The following is an 18,552-nucleotide window of genomic DNA, read 5'->3' on the forward strand; positions in this document are numbered from 1 at the left end:
CGATTTGGACCACATTGCGTGTGCTGTGCCGTGCGTTGGGCCAATCGCGTACGCAAACGTGTACGCAACGCCGTAGTTGAAATATCCCAAAACGGTGTGTATTTTAGAAGAGTTGCCCCTTTAGCTCAACGGTTAGAGCAGCGTCCTTTTAAGTCGTGGGTTGTGGGTTCGAATCCCACAGGGGGCACAACAAATCCTTGGAATCGCAATGGTTCCAAGGATTTTTTGTTTCGACCAGCCTGGCTCCTAGAGTGGTGTCCCATGTCATGCACCACGATTCTTGTCGGCAAAAATGCCAGTTACGACGGTTCCACCATCATCGCCCGCGATGACGATTCGGGCTCGGGCCGTTACGATCCCAAGCGCTTCGTCGCCGTCGCCCCCGACGACCAGCCGCGCCACTACCGCAGCGTGCTGAGCCATGTCGAAATCGAACTACCGGACAATCCTTGCCGGTACACCATCGCACCGAACGTGCTGAATAATCGTGGCATTCTGGCCGAAGCCGGTGCCAACGAACACAACGTGGCGATGAGCGCCACCGAAACCATCGCTGTCAACGAGCGCGTGCTCGGTGCGGACCCGATGGTCGAGTTGCGGCCGGCTGTCGGCGAACCGGACAGCACCGATTATCAGGCCGAGCAGCCCGGCGGTATCGGTGAGGAAGACATCATCACCCTTGTGCTGCCGTACGTCACCACCGCGCGCGAGGGCGTCGCGCGGTTGGGCGAACTGCTCGAAACCTACGGCACCTACGAATCGAACGGTGTGATTATTTCGGATGTGGACGAGATCTGGTACGTCGAGACCATCGGCGGCCACCATTGGATCGCCCGCCGAGTGCCCGACGACTGCTATGCCACGATCCCCAACCAGCTCGGCATCGACGACTTCGACCTCGCCGATGCGTTCGGCGAGCAGCGCGAATACCTATGCAGCGCCGACCTGCGCGAGTTCATGGCCACGCATCACCTCGACCGCACAATGGGAACGCCGGTCTCTTCCAACGGCCGTCACGTGCATAGCGCCGGATTCGGAACAACCGTTGCCCTTCCCACCCGCTTCAACCCGCGCAAGGCCTTCGGCACCGCGACGCCGAAGGACCATATCTACAACACGCCGCGTGCCTGGTACATGCAACGCCGCCTCAACCCCAGCGAGGACTGGGATTCGCCGGCCGCCCGCTACACGCCCGAATCCGACGACATCCCGTGGTGCCGCGTGCCGGAAGACAAGGTGAGCCTCGAAGACGTTGATTTCCTGCTGTCCTCGCACTTCGAAGGCACGTCGTACGACCCGTACGGCACGACCGGCACGGCGGAATCGCGCCACCGTTACCGTCCGATCGGCGTGAACCGCACCGGCCATATGGTGGCGATTCAGGTCCGCCCGTATGTGCCGGCGGCCAATCGCGCGGTGATGTGGGTATCGTTCGGCTCCGGTCCGTTCACCGCCGCCGCGCCGTTCTACGCGAACGTCAACGACACGCCTGCCTACCTGCGCGACACCACGCCCGAAGTCTCCACCGGCAACCTGTATTGGACGAACCGCCTGATCGCCGTCGTGGCCGATGCGCATTGGTATGAGACGAACCGGTTCATCGAGGGCTATGCGGAAGGCATGCGCGCGTTCGGGCACCGGCTCATCGAGCGCACGGATGAGCGGTTGCTTGCTCGAAGCGATGCCGAATCGACGGATACGAATGCATGGCCGCTCGATGGCGGCCACGGCGATGAGAAGGATGTGCAGGGCGTGGCGGATGTGCTCGAAGCGGCCAACGACGAGATGGCCGACTACCTGCGCGAGCACACAACCAAGCTGTTGAACGACGTGCTATACACCTCCAGCAACCTGATGCACAACAGCTTCGCGATGTCCGACCGTTGGGCCGAGTAGAAAAACCTCGGCTGGGGAGGTAATAGGGATGCCCTGCTGATAACGCGCCAGCAGGGCAAAACCACAATCCGAATCAGTTAAAGCCGACGATGCGTTCGGCGATGAGATAGCCGTTGCGCACGATCCAGCGGCCGGTTTTACCGGGCAGATTGAGCGCGCGGGACATCAGCTGCGAGCGCACATCCTTGCCGATGGCCGGAGAATAGGCGTCAATCGCATCCCACAGCTCGGTTTTCTTAACGTAGTTGGCCGGGTTGCGCGAGAGAATCAGGAACACCGAGGTAACGCACGATTCGATCGCCAGGAAGTGAATCATGTACCGGTACAGCCCCTCCGGCACCGTACCGCGTTCGGGCGTGGCCTCGGTCATCAGCCGATTGACGAGCCGCAACTGGTCCACACGCTTAATCATCACGTCGGTCTGCACGCTCTGACCCTCGCGCCCGATGAAGTAGTGGTAGAACGGCACATCGAGGTACTGGATGCGCTTCACCCACGGGAACGGCTGGTACGAGTAATAGAAATCGACGTAGAACGTATGCTCCGGCAGCTTCAGCCCGGAATCGCGCACCACCTGCGTGCGGAAGGTGAGCGCATGCATGATGATGTACTGCGCCAGACCGAACTTGCCCAGGTCATCCCAGCCGAGCACGCGGCCGGCCTCCATCACACGGCGGAAGTTCACTACGGTCTTGTGCCGCTTAGCCACCTTGTCATACACGTAATTGGTCACCAGCATGTCAATCGGTTCGTCGGTGTCATGCTGTGCGCGCAACGTGGCCAGAACCGTGTCGATGGCCTGCGGATCGACCCAATCATCCGCATCCACCACTTTGATGTACATGCCGGTCGCCGCCGCGATACCGGTGTTCACCGCGCCGCCGTGGCCCTTGTTCTCCTGATGAATCGCGCGCACGACGCCCGGATTGGCTCGTTCCAGCTTGCGCGCGTACTCCAGCGTGCCGTCTTTCGAACCGTCGTCCACAATCAGCACCTCGAGGTCGCTGATGTCGCTTGCCGAAAGCAGCGAGTCCACGCAACGGTCGAGGTAGGACTCCATATTGTATGCGGGGATCACAAAGGTGAGCGTCTTTGCCGTGCTGGCCATGAAAGTCTTACGTCCTCACATATTTAGTCGTGATGTTCAGTTTCCTGTTCAAACCGTAGCACTTCGCCTCCCGACTCGGCAGAGTGTTGCGCAACCTGTGCCCCTGAACTCATGTTCTGCAACCCTGAATCTTCCCCGGTGGCGTGCTCGGGATCCGATTGGGTAGAACTTGTCTGGTCTGAATCCGGGCTGCCGGAATCGGATTCGCGCTTGGCTCGGCGCTCGGCCTCCTTCCGCGCCTTGGCGCCCTCAAAGAACAACTGGGGCTTGGAGTCAAGCCGGCTCAGGCCATGCCAGGCCAAATCCACAATGTATGCGGCCAGCTGCTCCTTGCTCACCTTTGGTCGGTCGGCCCAGTACTGCCCGGTGAATACGGTCATGCCCACCAGCATCTGCGCGTAGTACGGCACGCCCTTGGCAGACAGCTTCTGCCGTTTGAATGTTTCGGAAAGAATGTCTTCAACGCGTACGGCGATGTCTCCCATCAGCGAGCTGAATGAGCCGGACGGGTCGGTGCTCGGTGAGTCGCGTACCAGTACCTGGAACCCCTCGGCATTCTCTTCGATATAGGTGAGGAGCGCAAGCGCCGTGCGTTCCACAATCTGGCGCGGGTGCACGGTCGGATCGTCAAGCGCGGCGGTGAGCACACTGGTCAGCGCGCGCATTTCACGATCCACAATGACGGCGTACAGGCCCTCTTTGCCGCCGAAATGCTCATATACGATTGGCTTGGAGACTTTGGCGTGCGCGGCAATCTCCTCCACGCTTACCGCCTCGAAGCCTTTGGACGCAAACAGCGCGCGCCCGACCTCGATCAGCTGCTCGCGGCGTTGCAGCGATGTCATACGTGAAGAATGTGCCATGCGGTTCAGCTTAAGTCGCCGGGTGGAATTGTCGGCCTGAGACTGCCGAATTCGTATGGGATTCCATCTGCGGGCTAGACTTGACAGGTATGGATATGAATACTGTGCTCGCCGTTCTCGGCGTGATTGTGGCGGCGGTTATCGTAATCGCCCTGAGCATCTGGTGGGGCAAGTCCCGCAAGCGCGATTTGGATCGTGCAATGGGCAAAGCTGCCCCCGACAACAAGAAGATCCGCGATGCCAAGGCCGCCGCCGACGCTCGGCTGGCCGCCGAAGCCGAGGAAGCTAAGGCTGCGACTGCCGCGACTGCCGCCGAGCCGGTCAAGTCAGCCGAATCGGTCAAAGCCGAGTCCGCGTCAGCCGTGCAGGCCGAACCCGAACCGGCAGCTGCTCCCAAGCCCGAGCCCCAACCTGCCTCCAAGCCCACTCCCGCCAAACCTGAAACCCCCGAATCGGTCGGCTCTCGACTGACCCGACTCAAGGCAAAACTTGCCAAGTCCGGCAACCCGTTCGGCAAGGTCCTGTTCGACATCCTCGCCAAAGACAATCTCTCCGAGGCCGATTGGGAAGACGTCGAAGACACACTGCTGCTTGCCGACGTCGGTGCGGATGCTTCCGCCCAACTGGTCGATGACCTGAGAACCGACGCCCGCATCACTGGTAAAGCCGACCCAGCCGAAGTACGCGCCACGCTCAAGGAGAAGCTGCTCGATCTGGTCGGTCGAGATACGGACCGCCGCCTCGATGCCGAAAAGCCGGGTGCCGCCAAGCCCAGCGTCATCATCATGGTCGGCGTCAACGGCACCGGCAAGACCACCACGGCCGGCAAACTGGCTCGACTGTTCGTGGCCGAAAACAAGCAGGTCATGATGGGCGCGGCCGACACCTTCCGCGCGGCCGCCGCCGACCAGCTCGAAACCTGGGGCGCACGCGTCAATGTGCCCGTCGTCCGCTCCGACAAGGACGGTGCCGACCCGGCATCCGTCGCCTTTGAGGCATCCGCCAAGGCCAAGGAAGCGAACGCGGACGTGCTCATCATCGATACTGCCGGCCGACTGCAGAACAAGTCGAACCTGATGGACGAGCTCGGCAAGATTCGCCGTGTTACCGAAAAGAACCTGCCGGTGGATGAAGTGCTGCTCGTGCTCGACGCCACCACCGGCCAAAACGGCATGGCCCAGGCCAAGGTGTTCGCCGAAGCCATCGGCATTACCGGTGTGGTGCTCTCCAAGCTTGACGGTTCCGCCAAGGGCGGCATCGTGATCAGCGTGCAGAAGGAGCTCGGCGTGCCGGTCAAGCTCGTCGGTCTTGGTGAAGGTCCGGACGATTTGGCACCTTTCGATCCCGAAGGTTTCGTGGACGGCATTCTCGCGTAAGCCAACGTCCACGTTGTGGGCGCGGGAAACGCCCGCAACGCACCAAACCTAGTCCCGAATCATATTCGAAACATGATTCGGGGCTTTCCCATATCTGTTGGAATCATGCCGGAATCAGCCCACCCGACATCAACCTGACTGTCAGGTGCGCTTAACAATCGCGTAACTTGCCGTAACGAAACCAAAACGAGACCGGCTTTTACTGACGAACTGTTAGCCCCCACAAGGGGGACGGCATTGTAGAGACAAAGTCGACGCCGGCCGCGCAAAGCCCCGGTGCCCTGAATGAAAGAGAGGGAGGTAGACATGGGAGCGATTGATTCCGGTAACACCGCATGGATCCTGACATCCGCGTCCTTGGTTTTCCTCATGACGCCTGGTGTGGCGTTCTTCTACGGCGGTATGGTTCGTGCCAAGGCCGTCCTGAACATGCTGATGCTTGAGGCGGCCGCGCTGTCGGTCACCATGATTATCTGGACCCTGTGGGGTTGGTCGATTGCTTACGCCGGTTCCGACATCGGCGGCATCTTCGGCGATCCGGCCAGCGGCTTCCTGCTGAAGGACTCCATGGTCGCCCAGGACGGCGTGTTCACCGCCACCGGTCTGAACGGCAACAACTACCCGGTTTCCGTGGACGTCGCCTTCCAGGTCGCTTTCGCGATGATTACCGTAGGCCTGATCTGCGGCGCCATCGCCGAGCGTGTGAAGTACAGCACCTGGATGATCTTCGTGGCGCTGTGGGTCACCTTCGACTACGCTCCTATGGCCCACATGGTCTGGAACGGTGGTCTGCTGTCTGCTGGCGGCGCCATCTCCAAGGCCATCGGCGCGGCCGCCCACGATTTCGCAGGTGGTACCGTGGTGCACATCAACGCCGCAGTCGCCGCCTTGATTATCGTGCTCATCATCGGCAAGCGTAAGGGCTTCGGCACGCAGCCGTTCCGCCCGCACAACGTGCCGTTCGTGATGCTCGGCGCCTTCCTACTGTGGTTCGGCTGGTTCGGCTTCAACGCTGGTTCCGCCTTCGCCGCCAACGGTACCGCTGGCTACGCTTGGGTTTCCACCTCCGCCGCCGCCGCAGCCGCAATGCTCTCTTGGGGCTTCACCGAGAAGATTCGCTCCGGTCACTACACCGCCATGGGTGCCGCCTCGGGTATGGTCGCCGGCCTGGTTGCCATCACCCCGGCCGCCGATGTGGTCTCCCCGCTGTGGGCCATCGTGATGGGCGCCATCGCTGGTGTCCTGACCTGCCTGGCCTGCGGTCTCAAGTTCAAGTTCGGCTACGATGACTCCCTCGACGTCGTCGGCGTGCATGGCGTTGGTGGTTTCACCGGCACCATCCTCATCGGCTTCTTCGGTGAAGGCACCGGTCTGCTGGCTGGTGGCGACTGGAAGCAGCTCGTCGTTCAGCTGGTCATCGCTTTCGTCGCCATCCTCTACTCCGCAGTGATCACCGCGATCATCGCCTTCGCTCTGGAGAAGACCATCGGTTGGCGCGTCACCGAAGCTCAGGAAGTCGGCGGCATCGATCTTGCCGACCAGGGCGAACGTGCTTACGATTTTGTTGGTACTGCCAGCTCCGTCCTCAAGGAGGTGAAGTGAAATGAAGCTGATCACCGCTATCATTCAGCCTCATAAGCTCGACGATGTCAAGGAGGCCCTCGCGGCCGCCGGCGTGCACGGTCTGACCGTGTCCGAGGCCAACGGCTACGGCCGCCAGCGCGGCCACACTGAGGTCTACCGTGGCGCTGAATACACTGTGGACCTGATTCCGAAGATTCGCGTTGAAGTGCTGGCTGATGACGCCGACGCCGAGACGCTGGTCGGTGTGATCATCAAGTCCGCCGGCACCGGCACCATCGGTGACGGCAAGGTGTGGGTCGCTCCGCTGGACTCCGTGGCCCGCGTGCGTACCGGTGAGACCGGTTCCGCCGCGATCTGATAACACAGACGTCCATGCCTAGAAGGGGATGGACTGCATAGGAAAGGTCCCCGCACGCCGCGAATTGAACGCCGTGCGGGGACTTTTTGGCAATGAAAGATGAAGCAATGACTTCAGCAGTAGATGGCTTGAAACAACGATTCATGGATATGAGCCAGCCGGATGACGACGGCGTCTACCGGAATGGTGCGACCAAGCGCAAGGCTCGCACGGAACTGGCCATGCAATGCCTCACGGAGCTGTGGAATGCGGCCTGCAAGGATGTCTCTTTCCCCGTGCCCGACTCTGGCATCGGCTTCGCCGCGGTAGGCTCGCTGGCACGTGGCCAACTGGGCCCCAGCTCCGACCTCGACCTGGTCATCATCTACGAGCCTCGCACGTTGAACGACCAGCAGCTCAACGAGTTGGCCAACAAACTCTGGTACCCGCTATGGGACAGCGGTCTGGACCTCGACCACTCCATCCGCACGCGCGCCCAATGCGAGGAAGTCACCGACCATGACCTTCCCGCCGCCATGGGCTGGCTGGACGTGAAGCCCATCGCCGGTGACACCGCTCTGATCACCACCACCGCCACGTCCATCCTCGAACGCTGGCGCAAGGCCGTCCGCAAGCGCCTGCCCGAACTGCTCGACTCCGCCAAAGCCCGACTCGACGAATTCGGCCGCCTCCAATACGTCAATCAGCCCGACATCAAGGAGGCCCGTGGGGGTTTGCGCGATTCGGTGCTCGTCTCCGCGCTCGCTGCCTCATGGCTGGCCGACCGCCCGCACGGCATCTACGACGAAGCTGTGGAACGTCTGCTCGACGTACGCGACTGCATCCATCTGGTGGCCGGCAAGGATACCAACCTGATGCTGACGCCCTATCAGGCCAAAGTGGCTGCCATGCTTGGCCTTGCCGATCCGACTTGGCCCGAAAACGAGCGCGCCGCCTACTCGATCGACGATTTGCAGACGCTACTTGCCCGTATCGGTCGGCGCATCTCCTTCTCGCTCGATTCCACCGCTTCCCGCGCCGAACATTCGCTGACCCACGAAAAGCCGCGATTCGCGTTCTTCCAGATGTTCTCTCAGCGCTCTGGCGGCAAGCGCGAAGCCCCGCAATTCGACGTGGTGGCTCCCGGCGTGGCCAAGCACGAAGGCGAATTGGTGTTGGCACTCGGTGCCGAGCCTGCCAAGGATGCCAAGCTGGCGTTGCGTATGGCCGTGGCGGCCGGCGAATTCGGTCTTCCTATCAACCCGTCTACCTTGGTTAATATGAAGCACTGCCCGATTCACGACAACCAGTGGGATGACGAATCGCGCGAGCTGTTTATTCGTCTGCTTGCGTGCGGATCGAATCTTATGGAAGTGTGGGAGAGCATCGACTTCGTGGACATTCCGGGTCGATGGATGCCGGAATGGCTCGGCGTCCGCAACCGTCCGTCCGCCTCGGCCGCCCACCGATACACCATCGATCGGCATATGGTGGAGGTCGCGTCGCGTCTGGGGCGCGAGACACCGTCCGGTGGACGGTACGATGACGATCATTTCAAGGCATTGCTGTTGGCCGGTATCACCCATGACATCGGCAAGCGCGCGTTCGTGGCCGATCACGCCGCCGAGGGTGCCCGCCATGTGCCGGTGATTCTCAAGCGTATGGGCTACGCGTCGGACATCGTCGACTGGGCCACCGTGCTGGTGCGTGAGCATTTGACCCTATCCGAATTTGCCACGGGTAAGGACCCTTATGATCCGGCCGTGGCGGAGGAGTTGGCCGACCGTTTGCACCACGACAAGATGCTGCTGGATATGCTGTTCGACCTGACCCGGGCCGACGGCTCCTCGCTCGGTGCCACCGCCGGTGAGACCATCACCAAGCAATACGGCTGGTCCAAGTGGCGCGAACAGATCGTGCGCGGCATGTATTCCGCCGCCCGCGCCGCGATGTAAACGGAATCGCCCAGCGCTTTGCGCGGCCGATACCTACTTCACCCATGCGTCCGAGCGCACGCGCAGCCCGTTGGACAGGCCGCGCCCGCCCATGAGCACCACGTTGAACGCGGCCCAGAGTACGGCGGTACGCATCAGGTCGCTCGTCAGCGCCGGCGTCACCATATTGGCCAGTATGAGTATGAGCGTCACATACACCACGGCGGTCAGCGTGCATGTGCCGGCCAGATAGCGGTAGTCGCGCGCGCCGATAAGAATGCCGTCGATTGCCATCATCCAGCCTTGCAGCGGGAAGAAGATGCCCATCGTCACCATGCCCACGGCAATCAGCGTCTGAATATGTGGCGTAGGGGAGAAGAAGTGCCCGGCGAACAGGCCGACTACCGCAAAAGCCGTGCCGATTACCGCGCCGGTGACCAGCCCCGCACGCCCGGTCGCCCGCGTCAGCCACCGCGCCTGCTGCACGCTGCCAGCGCCCAGCGTTGTGGCCACCAGCGTCTGGCCGGCGATGCCCACGGAATCCAGCATGTTCATCGCAAAATTCCAAGAGGAGTTCACGGCCTGAAACCCGGCCAACACGGCAGTACCCATGCGCGCGGCACAGGCGACCGTAGTCACCATGGCCGCACGAATCGCCAATGTGCGAATGAACAATGGCAGTCCGTCGCCCCCGGCTGCCGCAATACCGGCCAAACGAGGCCGCAGACTCGCACCATCCGCCCGGGACCACAGAATGGCGGGAATCACCAGAAACAGCCCCATGAACCACTGAGCTACCAGCGTCGCCACTCCGGAGCCGGCAATGCCCCAATTCAGCACAATAACGAACAACACATCAAGCACCGTGTTCACCACCGCGCCGCCCACCGCAGCGATCAGCGTGATACGAACCTTCTGCAATCCTCGGAAAATGCCGTTCGCCGCATATACCATCAGCATGCCTGGCGCACCCAGCACGATTGCGCGCGTATAGGTCACGGCTTGTTCCAATACTTCGCCCTGACCGCCCAGTGCCCGGCATAATGGCTCGGCAGCCGCGAACAATCCCAATCCCAGTACGGTGCCGATGCTCAAGGCCAGCCACAGGCCGTCAATGCCTGCCTGCAGTCCCTCGCGACGACGACCCGCTCCCAGCAGATGTGCCACCTGCGCAGTGGTCGAGTAGGCCAGGAATATGCATAGTCCGACTGCCGTGAGGATGATGGTGGAGCCGATTGACAGGCCGGCCAACGCCGCATCCCCGATATGGCCGACGATGGCTGTGTCGATAAGGATGAAGGTCGGTTCGGCGATGAGCTGGCCGAAGGTCGGCAGGGCCAGCGCCATGATCCGGCGGTTGGTGGCGCGGGCGTCGGTCGGGCCGTTGCTGACGTTTGTGTTTGCGCCAGCATGCGGGGTGCCGAAGCCATCGCGGTGTGTGGTATCGCCGGAACTGGTGGCTTTGGCGTCGGAAGAGTCTATGGGCACGCTCACACGCATATCACGCCTGACTGCGTTGCGCAAGCACCTGTTGTGGGCGCGGAATGTTATCCCCAGACTATCCACCAAGTTATCCCCAGTATGTGGATAACTTAGTGGATTATCCCCAGAATTATCCCCAAAATGTGGATAACTTATTTTTCTATCCACATTTACCCTCTCCGCGTGTCGCGGCGCTGACTCATGGGTGAATAAGGAATGAACCGATGCGGGCAACCGTTTCGTTTCCATACGATATCGTTCACCTGCCACGCCACATCCTATACTTGGAGGCTATGCCAGAAGGAAGTGAACACTCGTATCAGAATGGGTTCGGCGGTGGCTCGGATCGTGGCGATCGTGGCGACCGCGCGGGCCGGGGCGGCGCGCAGACGTCGGCGGCGGCCGGCGACCCGATTTTCGACCGCGTGCCCCCGCATGATGACGACGCGGAAATGGCCGTGCTCGGCGGCATGCTGATGAGTAAGGATGCCATCGGCGAGGTCTCGCAGACCATTGACGTCACCGATTTCTACCAGCCCAAGCATCAGACGATCTATAACGCGATCATCGATCTGTTTTCCGCCAGTCAGCCGGTGGACGTGGTGCTCGTGGCCAACCAGCTGTTGGCGGATGGCAACCTCGACAAGATCGGCGGCGCGGACTATCTGCACAGCCTTGTCGCATCCGTACCGACCGCCGCTAATGCCATGTACTACGCGGAGATCGTCCATCAGCGGGCCATTTTGCGCAATGTGATCGCCGCCGGCACCAAAATCGCCCAGCTTGGCTATTCCGCCGAGGGATCGCAGGCTGAGGATGTGGTTAACCTCGCCCAGTCCGAGATCTACGAGATGTCGATGGGCAAGGTGCGTCAGGACTATGCCGCCATCGGCCCGGTGGTCCACGACGCGCTCGACCAGCTGGACAAACTGCAGCAGGGCCTCGTCAACAAGGGCGTGCCGACCGGCTTCCGCGACATCGACGACGTGACCCAGGGCCTGCAGCCCGGACAGATGGCCGTCGTCGCAGGACGTCCGGCCATGGGTAAGTCCACGCTCGGCATCGACTTCGCCCGCGCCGCCGCGTTGCACCACAATATGACTTCCGTGGTCTTCAGCTTGGAGATGAGCAAGGTGGAGCTCGCTCAGCGTATTATCTCCGCCGAAACCAATATTCCGATGGCCGCCCTGCGCCGCGCCGACGACATCACCCCCGAACGCTGGAACACCCTGAACCAGTTCTGGACCAAGATGCAGAACGCGCCACTGTTCATTGACGACAGCCCGAACATGAGCCTCATGGAGATCCGTGCGAAATGCCGTCGTCTGAAGCAGACCAACGATCTGAAACTCGTAGTCATCGACTACCTGCAGCTGATGACCTCGGGCAAGGCCGTGGAATCCCGCCAGCAAGAGGTGTCCGAATTCTCCCGTGCCCTGAAGCTCTTGGCCAAGGAACTCGAAGTGCCGGTTGTGGCCCTTTCCCAGCTGAACCGTGGCCCGGAAATGCGTAACGACAAGAAACCGCAGCTCTCCGACCTGCGTGAATCCGGCTCAATCGAACAGGACGCCGACGTGGTGTTCCTGGTCCACCGCCCTGACTTCTACGACAAGGAAGACCGCCCCGGCGAGGCCGATATCATTATGGCCAAGCACCGTAACGGCCCGACCGAAACCTTCCACCTCGCCTTCCTCGGTGCCACGTCCAAATTCAAGGACATGCCGCAGGACTACAACAGCAATCAGGGGGTGTGATGATGGCAAGCAACGTTTCACGCGATGTTTCGCAAGACCAATCGTCCGTGGTGCAGACCTGCAAACCGTGGTATGCGTTCGCCACCGTGGCCGCAGGCCGCTTCGTGCGGTTTGCATCCCGCGTCACCAAACATGGCGGTTCGGCTTTGCCTGGCAAAGTCGTAGAAAAGATTGACCCCGGCTTCCTGACCCGTACGCTCGGGCAGTTGCCGCTTGGTGTGGTATTGGTGTCCGGCACGAACGGCAAGACCACCACCACCCGCATGGTCGCCTCGATGCTCTCCGATCTGGGATTGAAGGTGTTCACCAATCCGACCGGCTCGAACTTCGTGCGCGGCGTGGTCTCCGCACTGCTCACCGAAGTCACGCTCGGCGGCAAATTGGACGCGGACATCGCCGTACTTGAGCTCGATGAGGCGTACGCCGTCCACTTCGTCAAGCAGGTCAAGCCCCGTTATGCGTTGCTGCTGAACGTGATGCGCGATCAGCTTGACCGATTCGGTGAAATCGACACCACGGCCAAACTGCTCAGCCATGTGGCTGCGACGACTACCGGCACTGTGGTACTGAACCGCGAGGACCCGCGTATCGCCGCGCTCGCCGCAAAGGCCCCGGCTGACACCACAGTGCGATACTTCGGCCTCGCCGACGATTTGCGCCACTATTTCCCGTCCGATGACGACATGGCCACGACCGTGTCGGTGGAAGGTGTGGCCGGGCCGCTCTCCTCAGTCAGAACTCCTCTCAGTCCGCGAAGCGGACTGAGAGGAGCTTCCGCAGGCATGGCAGAACTTCCCGCCGACGTGACACTTACCGCCGTGGGCGACCACAAGGCTGCCTTCCAGATGGACGGTCAGGGCTACGCCGCCGACGTCAAGCTTGAAGGCGTCTACAACCTGTACAACGCGGCCGCCGCGCTTGCCGTGGTACGTGCGGTGATGCAAGACAATGCCGCCGCATCCAAGGCCACCGCCGTAACCAACGCCTGCGCCGTGTCCGCCGACGAGCTCATCGCCGCCGTTTCCCGCGTCACGCCGGCTTTCGGCCGTGGCGAGGTCATCGACGTCAACGGTTCCCCGATCGAACTGTTGCTGGTCAAGAACCCGATGGGCTTCCGCCTCTCGCTCGCCAGCTTCGACCCGACCAACGCGGACACCATGATCGCCATCAACGACGAGTATGCCGACGGCCGCGACATGAGCTGGCTATGGGACGTGGACTTCACCTCTTTGCGCGCGTCCGGTGTCGCCATGGTCTCCGGCGTGCGTGCCTGGGACATGGCATTGCGCTTGGGGCACGACCAAGTGCCAGTCGCCGATACGAACACCGACCTCGAACAGGCGGTCACCGCATTCGTCAACGCCAATCCCGGCACACGCAAGCACATCTACTGCACCTACACCGCCATGCTCAAAACCCGCGCCGTACTGGGCTGCATCACCGAAGTATGGGACGCGGGTGTGGGTAAGTAACCACTCTCCGGCGCTCGCGCGCCACCTCCCGCCTGCGGGAGGACATGGTGAGGAATAAGACTTCCCCTTAGCGGGAAGACATCGACAAGGAGAACGTGACATGGCCAGAACAATTGATGTGGTGTCCCTGTATCCCAAAGACATGAACATCTACGGCGATTCCGGCAACGTGCTGACTATCCGCCGCCGGCTGGAACTGTACGGTTACGAACCGGTCGTCCACCAGTACAATCAAGGCGACGACTGGCCCGACCAGGTGGACCTTATTCTGGGAGGCGGCGGCCAAGACACCGGCCAGAAGAAAATCATCGACGACTTCTACCATCGCGCCGACCTGTTGCGTTCGCTCGCCGCAGGCGGTACACCGATGCTGATGATCTGCGGCCTGTACCAGCTGTTTGGCGAGTACTTTGAAACCGTGGACGGCACCCGTCTGGACGGCATCGGCGTTATCGGTGCTTATACCGTGGGCCAGAACGTGCGTATGATCGGCAATCTTGTTGAGCATTCCGACCAGTTCGGCGATGTGATTGGCTACGAGAACCACTCCGGCCAGACCTTCCTGCGCGAAGGTGTTCAGCCACTCGGCACCGTCGATCAGGACGGCCGAGGCAACAATGGCGAAGACCATACCGAGGGCGCGCGCGTGCACAACGTGATCGGCACCTACATGCACGGCTCGTTGCTGCCTAAAAACCCCGCCATCAGCGATTTCCTTATCGAAACTGCCGTGACTCGTCGTTACGGTACGTTCGATACGTCTGATCAGACCCCCGAACAAGCCAAGGAGCTCGCCCGGCTCGATCAAGTAGCCACCAACGCGCGCAAGGCTGCCGCCGAACGTCCTCGGTGAATTCTCGGTGAGTCCTCGGTAAGTACCAATCAGCGAAAAAACAGCCGAAATCAGTCTGAGGGTCTAGTACATTGCCCTGTTGTTTGCGCTAGGCTTGGTGGTACGAGACATGGCACCAGGCCATGTCGGACCTCGAAGGAGGGGTATCATGGCTGATTTTGATCTTCTGGGTGATGGCCTGCGCAAGGTCCTGCTGGCGGGCATCGGCGCCCTTGCCACTGGATATGAGAAGAGCAGCGAGCTCGTCGACGAACTCGTCAAGAAGGGTGAGATTACGGTCGAGCAGGGCAAGGCGCTGAACACCGAGCTCAAGCGCAAGGTGAGCGAGACGGTGGATGACGCCAAGAAGGCCGCCGCTGAAGCCGGCGACAAAGCTGCCGCCGCAGCCGACACCAGTGCCGCCGACAAGCCCGCTGACGAGGGCAAGGCCGAGTGACCAAGCCCACACGCACTACGCCGGAATCAGAGTCGACCCCGCTTTCCAGCAGGGGCGACCCTATTCTGACGCCTGCGAAAGCCGAACGTGAGGCGGCGGCGAACCGATCCGTCGACACGTCGGACACGCTCAAGCGGACCGTTGACAAGGCGACCCCCAGCGTATCCGATGAAACGCTGGCATTGTTCGGACGCAGGAACGATTTCGCCACACGCTACCATCTGACGCGCCGTGGCAAGATCAAACGACTGGGGCAGATCACCAGAATCGTCGAGCAATTCGGCGTGCTGCACGGCCTGACTCCGGTCAAAATGCGCCTCATGTTCGAGGCGCTCGGTCCCACGTTCGTCAAAGTGGGCCAGATTCTGTCGATGCGCTCCGAGATTCTGCCGCAAAGCTTCTGCGACGAACTCGCCAAACTGCGCGCCGACGCCGACCCAATGCCGTATTCCACGGTGTTGGATGTGCTTGCCGCCGAATACGGGCGTCCCGCTGACGAGGTGTTCGCGCATATCGATCCCAAGCCGTTGGGCTCTGCTTCACTGGCGCAAGTGCATCGTGCCACGCTGAAAACCGGCGAAGATGTGGCCATTAAAGTGCAGCGCCCGGGTGTGCGCGAAACCATGGCCCAGGACGTCTCCATCATGCGCTCCATAGCCAAGGCCGCCACTAAGGTGATTCGCACCTCACAGATCGTGGACCTGAAGGGCGTGGTCGAGGAGCTGTGGGACACCTTCGAATCGGAGACTGACTTTCTGATCGAGGCCCGCAATCTCGCCGAATTCAAGTGTTTCGCCGCCCGATTCAAATACATGGACTGCCCGACGGTGTACGCCGAACTGTGCACCGAGCATGTGGTGGTCATGGAGTACATCGACGGCATCTCCGTCTCCCACCCGGGCCAGCTCGTCGATGCTGGTTATGACTTGAAGGAGATCGGCACCAAGCTCGTCGACAATTACGCCACGCAGATTCTCGACGACGGCTTCTTCCACGCCGACCCACATCCGGGCAATATCATCATCCGGGGCGGCCAGATCGTACTTATCGACCTCGGTATGACCGGTCGGCTCGACCAGCGCACCCGTGCAGTCCTCAAAGAGATGATTTTCGCCGTCGCCAAACAGGATTCGCCAGCTCTGGCCGAGGGGCTGCTGCGATTCGCCGGCACCGAGGCCGATCCGGAGGACTACCCAGCACTGCTGGCTGATCTGGACGTGATCGTCAAGGAATTCGGCACCGTGGATCTGGCCGAACTGGACATTGCCGCCTTCCTGACCGCACTGACGCAGATGGCCGGCCGCCACAACATCGAGGTGCCCAGTACGGTGACCACCGTCGGCCGCGCGTTGGTTACGCTCGAAGGCTTGCTGGACGAGTTCATTCCTGATGTGAATATGATCGAAATCATTTCCGACCATATCGCCACGTCGAAATCGCTGAAGAACGCCACCAAAGACGAGATCAAGTCGCTGGGCGTTGAGGGGCATCAGGCTTTGCATGCCACGCTCGGCACCATGACCGAACTTAAGACCGTGGCCCGTATGCTGACCCGTGGTCAGTTGCGCGTCAACATGGAACTGGTCGGCTCCGAAGAGCCGTTCCAGTTGCTTTCGGATATGGTGAATCGTCTGACGATGGCCCTGATTGTGGTCGGTTTGTTCGTTGGCTCGTCGATTGTCTACTATGCCGGCATGAAGCCGATTATCTTCGGCATTCCGGTCATCGGCTTCATGGGCTACGTCGTGGCCTTCGCCCTCGGCGTATGGATTGTCATCGACATCTACTTAAAGGGCCGCAAAACCAAGAAGCGGTAGGGTATCGATTGATATCAGTCCAGCGGGAGGGTGGATTCGCGCTGGATAAGGCGGCAGGGTACGTAGTCGACACCGTGATGCGGGTTGCCGTCGATGGCATCGACCAAGTATCGTGCCGCACGCCGTCCGATGGTTTCGGTTTCGTTGTCGATCGACGTCAGTGCGGGCCTCGAGCTGGAGGTCAGTACAGACCAGTTATCGTGGCCGATAACGGCGACGTCATCCGGAATGCGCAGCCCCTGCTGTTTGAGCACGTCAATGCAGCCTCGGGCCAGCTGGTCGTTTTGGCAGACCACAGCATCAAACGTGACGCCCTGATCGAGCAGCAGGCGGGTGGCGGCGCGGCCCCAGCCTTCGTCCCATTTGCCGTACCGGATTGGCCCGGCCGGTTCGATGCCTAGCTCAGCCAGTGCCTCGAGCGCACCCTTGGTACGGTCGGTGGCAGCGGTATAGGTTTCGTCGCCGCCGATAATGGCGATGTGTCGGCGGCCGCAAGAAATGAGATGGTTGATGGCCATGCGACCGGCGTCCACATTGTCACAGGTGACCGAACAATCTTCGGTATCGGTGGAGGGGCCGTAGACGTAGACCAGTGGCACGCCCCAGTCATGGCCAAGCGTGGGCCTGGGGTTGGTTTCGCACTGCACGATGAGTAGACCGTCGACCTTGAGGGACAGCAGTTTCTCGACATGCTGACGTTCCAGCGCGGCGTCGCCACGAGCGTTGGCCAGCAGTACGGAGGTGGACTGGGCGCGCAGTTCGTTCTCCGCGCCGATAAGAATCGGTGTGGAGAAACGGCCCTGCAGATCGGAGGTGACCAGGCCGATAGTGCCGGTGGTGCCGCGGGCCAGGGATTGGGCGAGTTTGTTGGGGGAGTAGTTGAGTTGCTTGGCGGCATCCAGAACGCGCTGCTTGGTTTCTTCGCTAATGCGGGGCTTGTTGTGCAGTGCCTTGGATGCGGTGGCCAGCGAGACCCCAGCCAATGCCGCCACATCCTCAAGTCGCGCTGCCCGTCCGGTTGCTGGCTGGGTCATCATGCCTCGATTCTTTGGTTCTTCAACGGTATATAGCGCATTGTTTTGCGATGAAATACAGGCCTTTCGCTGTTTGTGGTGGGTGGTTGTGGTGTGGGGTGATGCCGGCGGGTGGGTTGGAGGCATGGATGCCTCTTGCCTGTTCACCGACGCGTTGCAGTTGCAGGAGCCTTGGAAGGTCGGGTCCGTGGATTTCAGGGACGCGGGCGACGGCGGGCGGGAACCGCGCGTCGCGATCGTCTTCGGGCCCGGCGCGCGCTTCCATTGCCCCGAGACCGGCTGCCCCGAGACCGCCTGTCCGGTGCATGACACGAGGGAACGCGTGTGGCGGCATCCGGACTTCTTCCGGTACAAGGCGTTCGTCCACGCCGCCATGCCGCGCGTCACGTGCCCCGTGCACGGGGCGAGGACGGCGCCCGCCCCGTGGGCCAGGCCCGGCAGCGGCTGAAGACCGCCCGCGCGTGCCGGATGCGCGAGGTCCTGCAGGGCATCTGCATGGACAGCCGCCCGCCCGCCGGGGCATGGGTCGGGCTATACCGCCTGTGCTCGTGGATGATGCGCTCGAGGCTCGAACCCGTGAAGGAGCCCGCCCGTCTGATCCGCCGC

Annotated in this window: 14 protein-coding genes, 1 tRNA gene and 1 pseudogene; 12 read left to right on the forward strand and 4 right to left on the reverse strand. The window is 61.4% G+C overall.

The features are described 5' to 3' along the window. Positions 1-114: 114 nt before the first annotated feature. Together ACEUKI_RS07990 and ACEUKI_RS07995 are read left to right on the forward strand one after the other, a co-directional pair. Positions 115-187: transfer RNA gene (locus ACEUKI_RS07990), tRNA-Lys, on the forward strand. A 74-nt stretch (positions 188-261) separates the two neighbouring features. Next, positions 262-1,896, forward strand: a complete 1,635-nt coding sequence (locus tag ACEUKI_RS07995) for a C69 family dipeptidase (RefSeq protein WP_080785507.1) — start codon at positions 262-264, stop codon at positions 1,894-1,896. A gap of 73 nt (positions 1,897-1,969) precedes the next feature. On the opposite strand, the gene ACEUKI_RS08000 is transcribed toward ACEUKI_RS07995, so the two are convergent. Both ACEUKI_RS08000 and ACEUKI_RS08005 read right to left on the reverse strand, forming a co-directional pair. Further along, positions 1,970-3,004, reverse strand: coding sequence for a glycosyltransferase family 2 protein (locus ACEUKI_RS08000; RefSeq protein ID WP_080785506.1), 1,035 nt, complete (start codon positions 3,002-3,004; stop codon positions 1,970-1,972). A gap of 23 nt (positions 3,005-3,027) precedes the next feature. Continuing rightward, entirely contained in the window at positions 3,028-3,849 is an 822-nt protein-coding gene (locus tag ACEUKI_RS08005) for a TetR/AcrR family transcriptional regulator (RefSeq protein ID WP_179133538.1), read from the reverse strand. 107 nt (positions 3,850-3,956) lie between these two features. Here ACEUKI_RS08005 and ftsY point away from each other — a divergent pair, with 107 nt between their 5' ends. From ftsY to ACEUKI_RS08025, 4 genes are all read left to right on the forward strand, one after another. Further along, the gene (gene ftsY / locus ACEUKI_RS08010) at positions 3,957-5,243 is read left to right on the forward strand and encodes a signal recognition particle-docking protein FtsY (protein WP_374156686.1); all 1,287 of its coding nucleotides are present in this window, start codon (positions 3,957-3,959) and stop codon (positions 5,241-5,243) included. A gap of 306 nt (positions 5,244-5,549) precedes the next feature. Further along, entirely contained in the window at positions 5,550-6,845 is a 1,296-nt protein-coding gene (locus ACEUKI_RS08015) for an ammonium transporter (protein ID WP_374156687.1), read from the forward strand. Position 6,846: 1 nt separating this feature from the next. Next, positions 6,847-7,185, forward strand: coding sequence for a P-II family nitrogen regulator (locus ACEUKI_RS08020; RefSeq protein ID WP_080785503.1), 339 nt, complete (start codon positions 6,847-6,849; stop codon positions 7,183-7,185). A 107-nt stretch (positions 7,186-7,292) separates the two neighbouring features. Then, complete coding sequence (locus ACEUKI_RS08025) at positions 7,293-9,119, forward strand: nucleotidyltransferase domain-containing protein (RefSeq protein WP_374156688.1); 1,827 nt, start codon at positions 7,293-7,295, stop codon at positions 9,117-9,119. A gap of 33 nt (positions 9,120-9,152) precedes the next feature. Here the strand turns inward: ACEUKI_RS08025 and ACEUKI_RS08030 are convergent, their stop codons facing one another. Next, positions 9,153-10,598, reverse strand: a complete 1,446-nt coding sequence (locus tag ACEUKI_RS08030; protein ID WP_374156692.1) for an MATE family efflux transporter — start codon at positions 10,596-10,598, stop codon at positions 9,153-9,155. Between the two features lie 206 nt (positions 10,599-10,804). Between ACEUKI_RS08030 and dnaB the strand changes: the two genes are divergently transcribed. The 5 genes from dnaB (at position 10,805) to ACEUKI_RS08055 (ending at position 16,912) form a co-directional block, all read left to right on the forward strand. Beyond that, the gene (gene dnaB, locus ACEUKI_RS08035) at positions 10,805-12,334 is read left to right on the forward strand and encodes a replicative DNA helicase (RefSeq protein ID WP_374156689.1); all 1,530 of its coding nucleotides are present in this window, start codon (positions 10,805-10,807) and stop codon (positions 12,332-12,334) included. Then, positions 12,334-13,806: a MurT ligase domain-containing protein gene (locus ACEUKI_RS08040; RefSeq protein ID WP_374156690.1), complete on the forward strand. Its 1,473-nt coding sequence runs from the start codon at positions 12,334-12,336 to the stop codon at positions 13,804-13,806. Before dnaB ends, ACEUKI_RS08040 begins: the two co-directional genes overlap by 1 nt. A 100-nt stretch (positions 13,807-13,906) precedes the next feature. Beyond that, positions 13,907-14,659, forward strand: a complete 753-nt coding sequence (locus ACEUKI_RS08045) for a type 1 glutamine amidotransferase (protein ID WP_080785498.1) — start codon at positions 13,907-13,909, stop codon at positions 14,657-14,659. A 148-nt stretch (positions 14,660-14,807) separates the two neighbouring features. Continuing rightward, positions 14,808-15,095, forward strand: a complete 288-nt coding sequence (locus tag ACEUKI_RS08050; RefSeq protein WP_007054731.1) for a phasin family protein — start codon at positions 14,808-14,810, stop codon at positions 15,093-15,095. After that, positions 15,092-16,912 (forward strand): AarF/ABC1/UbiB kinase family protein, encoded by a 1,821-nt coding sequence (locus ACEUKI_RS08055; RefSeq protein WP_021649340.1) that lies wholly within the window; start codon positions 15,092-15,094, stop codon positions 16,910-16,912. The genes ACEUKI_RS08050 and ACEUKI_RS08055 overlap by 4 nt, the downstream gene beginning before the upstream one ends. Before the next feature lie 14 nt (positions 16,913-16,926). On the opposite strand, the gene ACEUKI_RS08060 is transcribed toward ACEUKI_RS08055, so the two are convergent. Beyond that, a complete protein-coding gene (locus ACEUKI_RS08060) occupies positions 16,927-17,949 on the reverse strand; it encodes a LacI family DNA-binding transcriptional regulator (RefSeq protein WP_021649339.1) in 1,023 nt (340 codons plus the stop codon). A 121-nt stretch (positions 17,950-18,070) separates the two neighbouring features. Between ACEUKI_RS08060 and ACEUKI_RS08065 the strand changes: the two are divergent. Then, a pseudogene (locus ACEUKI_RS08065) lies at positions 18,071-18,391 on the forward strand (transposase family protein); the annotation flags it as partial. Positions 18,392-18,552: the final 161 nt, after the last annotated feature.

The organism is Bifidobacterium sp. 2450, from assembly GCF_041900695.1.
Taxonomy (GTDB): domain Bacteria; phylum Actinomycetota; class Actinomycetes; order Actinomycetales; family Bifidobacteriaceae; genus Bifidobacterium; species Bifidobacterium longum.

Coding starts and splice junctions, on each gene's coding strand:
- ACEUKI_RS07995 (WP_080785507.1), top strand. CDS start 262: ATGTCATGCACCACGATTCTTGTCGGCAAAAATGCCAGTTACGACGGT.
- ACEUKI_RS08000 (WP_080785506.1), bottom strand. CDS start 3,004: ATGGCCAGCACGGCAAAGACGCTCACCTTTGTGATCCCCGCATACAAT.
- ACEUKI_RS08005 (WP_179133538.1), bottom strand. CDS start 3,849: ATGACATCGCTGCAACGCCGCGAGCAGCTGATCGAGGTCGGGCGCGCG.
- ftsY (WP_374156686.1), top strand. CDS start 3,957: ATGGATATGAATACTGTGCTCGCCGTTCTCGGCGTGATTGTGGCGGCG.
- ACEUKI_RS08015 (WP_374156687.1), top strand. CDS start 5,550: ATGGGAGCGATTGATTCCGGTAACACCGCATGGATCCTGACATCCGCG.
- ACEUKI_RS08020 (WP_080785503.1), top strand. CDS start 6,847: ATGAAGCTGATCACCGCTATCATTCAGCCTCATAAGCTCGACGATGTC.
- ACEUKI_RS08025 (WP_374156688.1), top strand. CDS start 7,293: ATGACTTCAGCAGTAGATGGCTTGAAACAACGATTCATGGATATGAGC.
- ACEUKI_RS08030 (WP_374156692.1), bottom strand. CDS start 10,598: ATGCGTGTGAGCGTGCCCATAGACTCTTCCGACGCCAAAGCCACCAGT.
- dnaB (WP_374156689.1), top strand. CDS start 10,805: ATGCGGGCAACCGTTTCGTTTCCATACGATATCGTTCACCTGCCACGC.
- ACEUKI_RS08040 (WP_374156690.1), top strand. CDS start 12,334: ATGATGGCAAGCAACGTTTCACGCGATGTTTCGCAAGACCAATCGTCC.
- ACEUKI_RS08045 (WP_080785498.1), top strand. CDS start 13,907: ATGGCCAGAACAATTGATGTGGTGTCCCTGTATCCCAAAGACATGAAC.
- ACEUKI_RS08050 (WP_007054731.1), top strand. CDS start 14,808: ATGGCTGATTTTGATCTTCTGGGTGATGGCCTGCGCAAGGTCCTGCTG.
- ACEUKI_RS08060 (WP_021649339.1), bottom strand. CDS start 17,949: ATGATGACCCAGCCAGCAACCGGACGGGCAGCGCGACTTGAGGATGTG.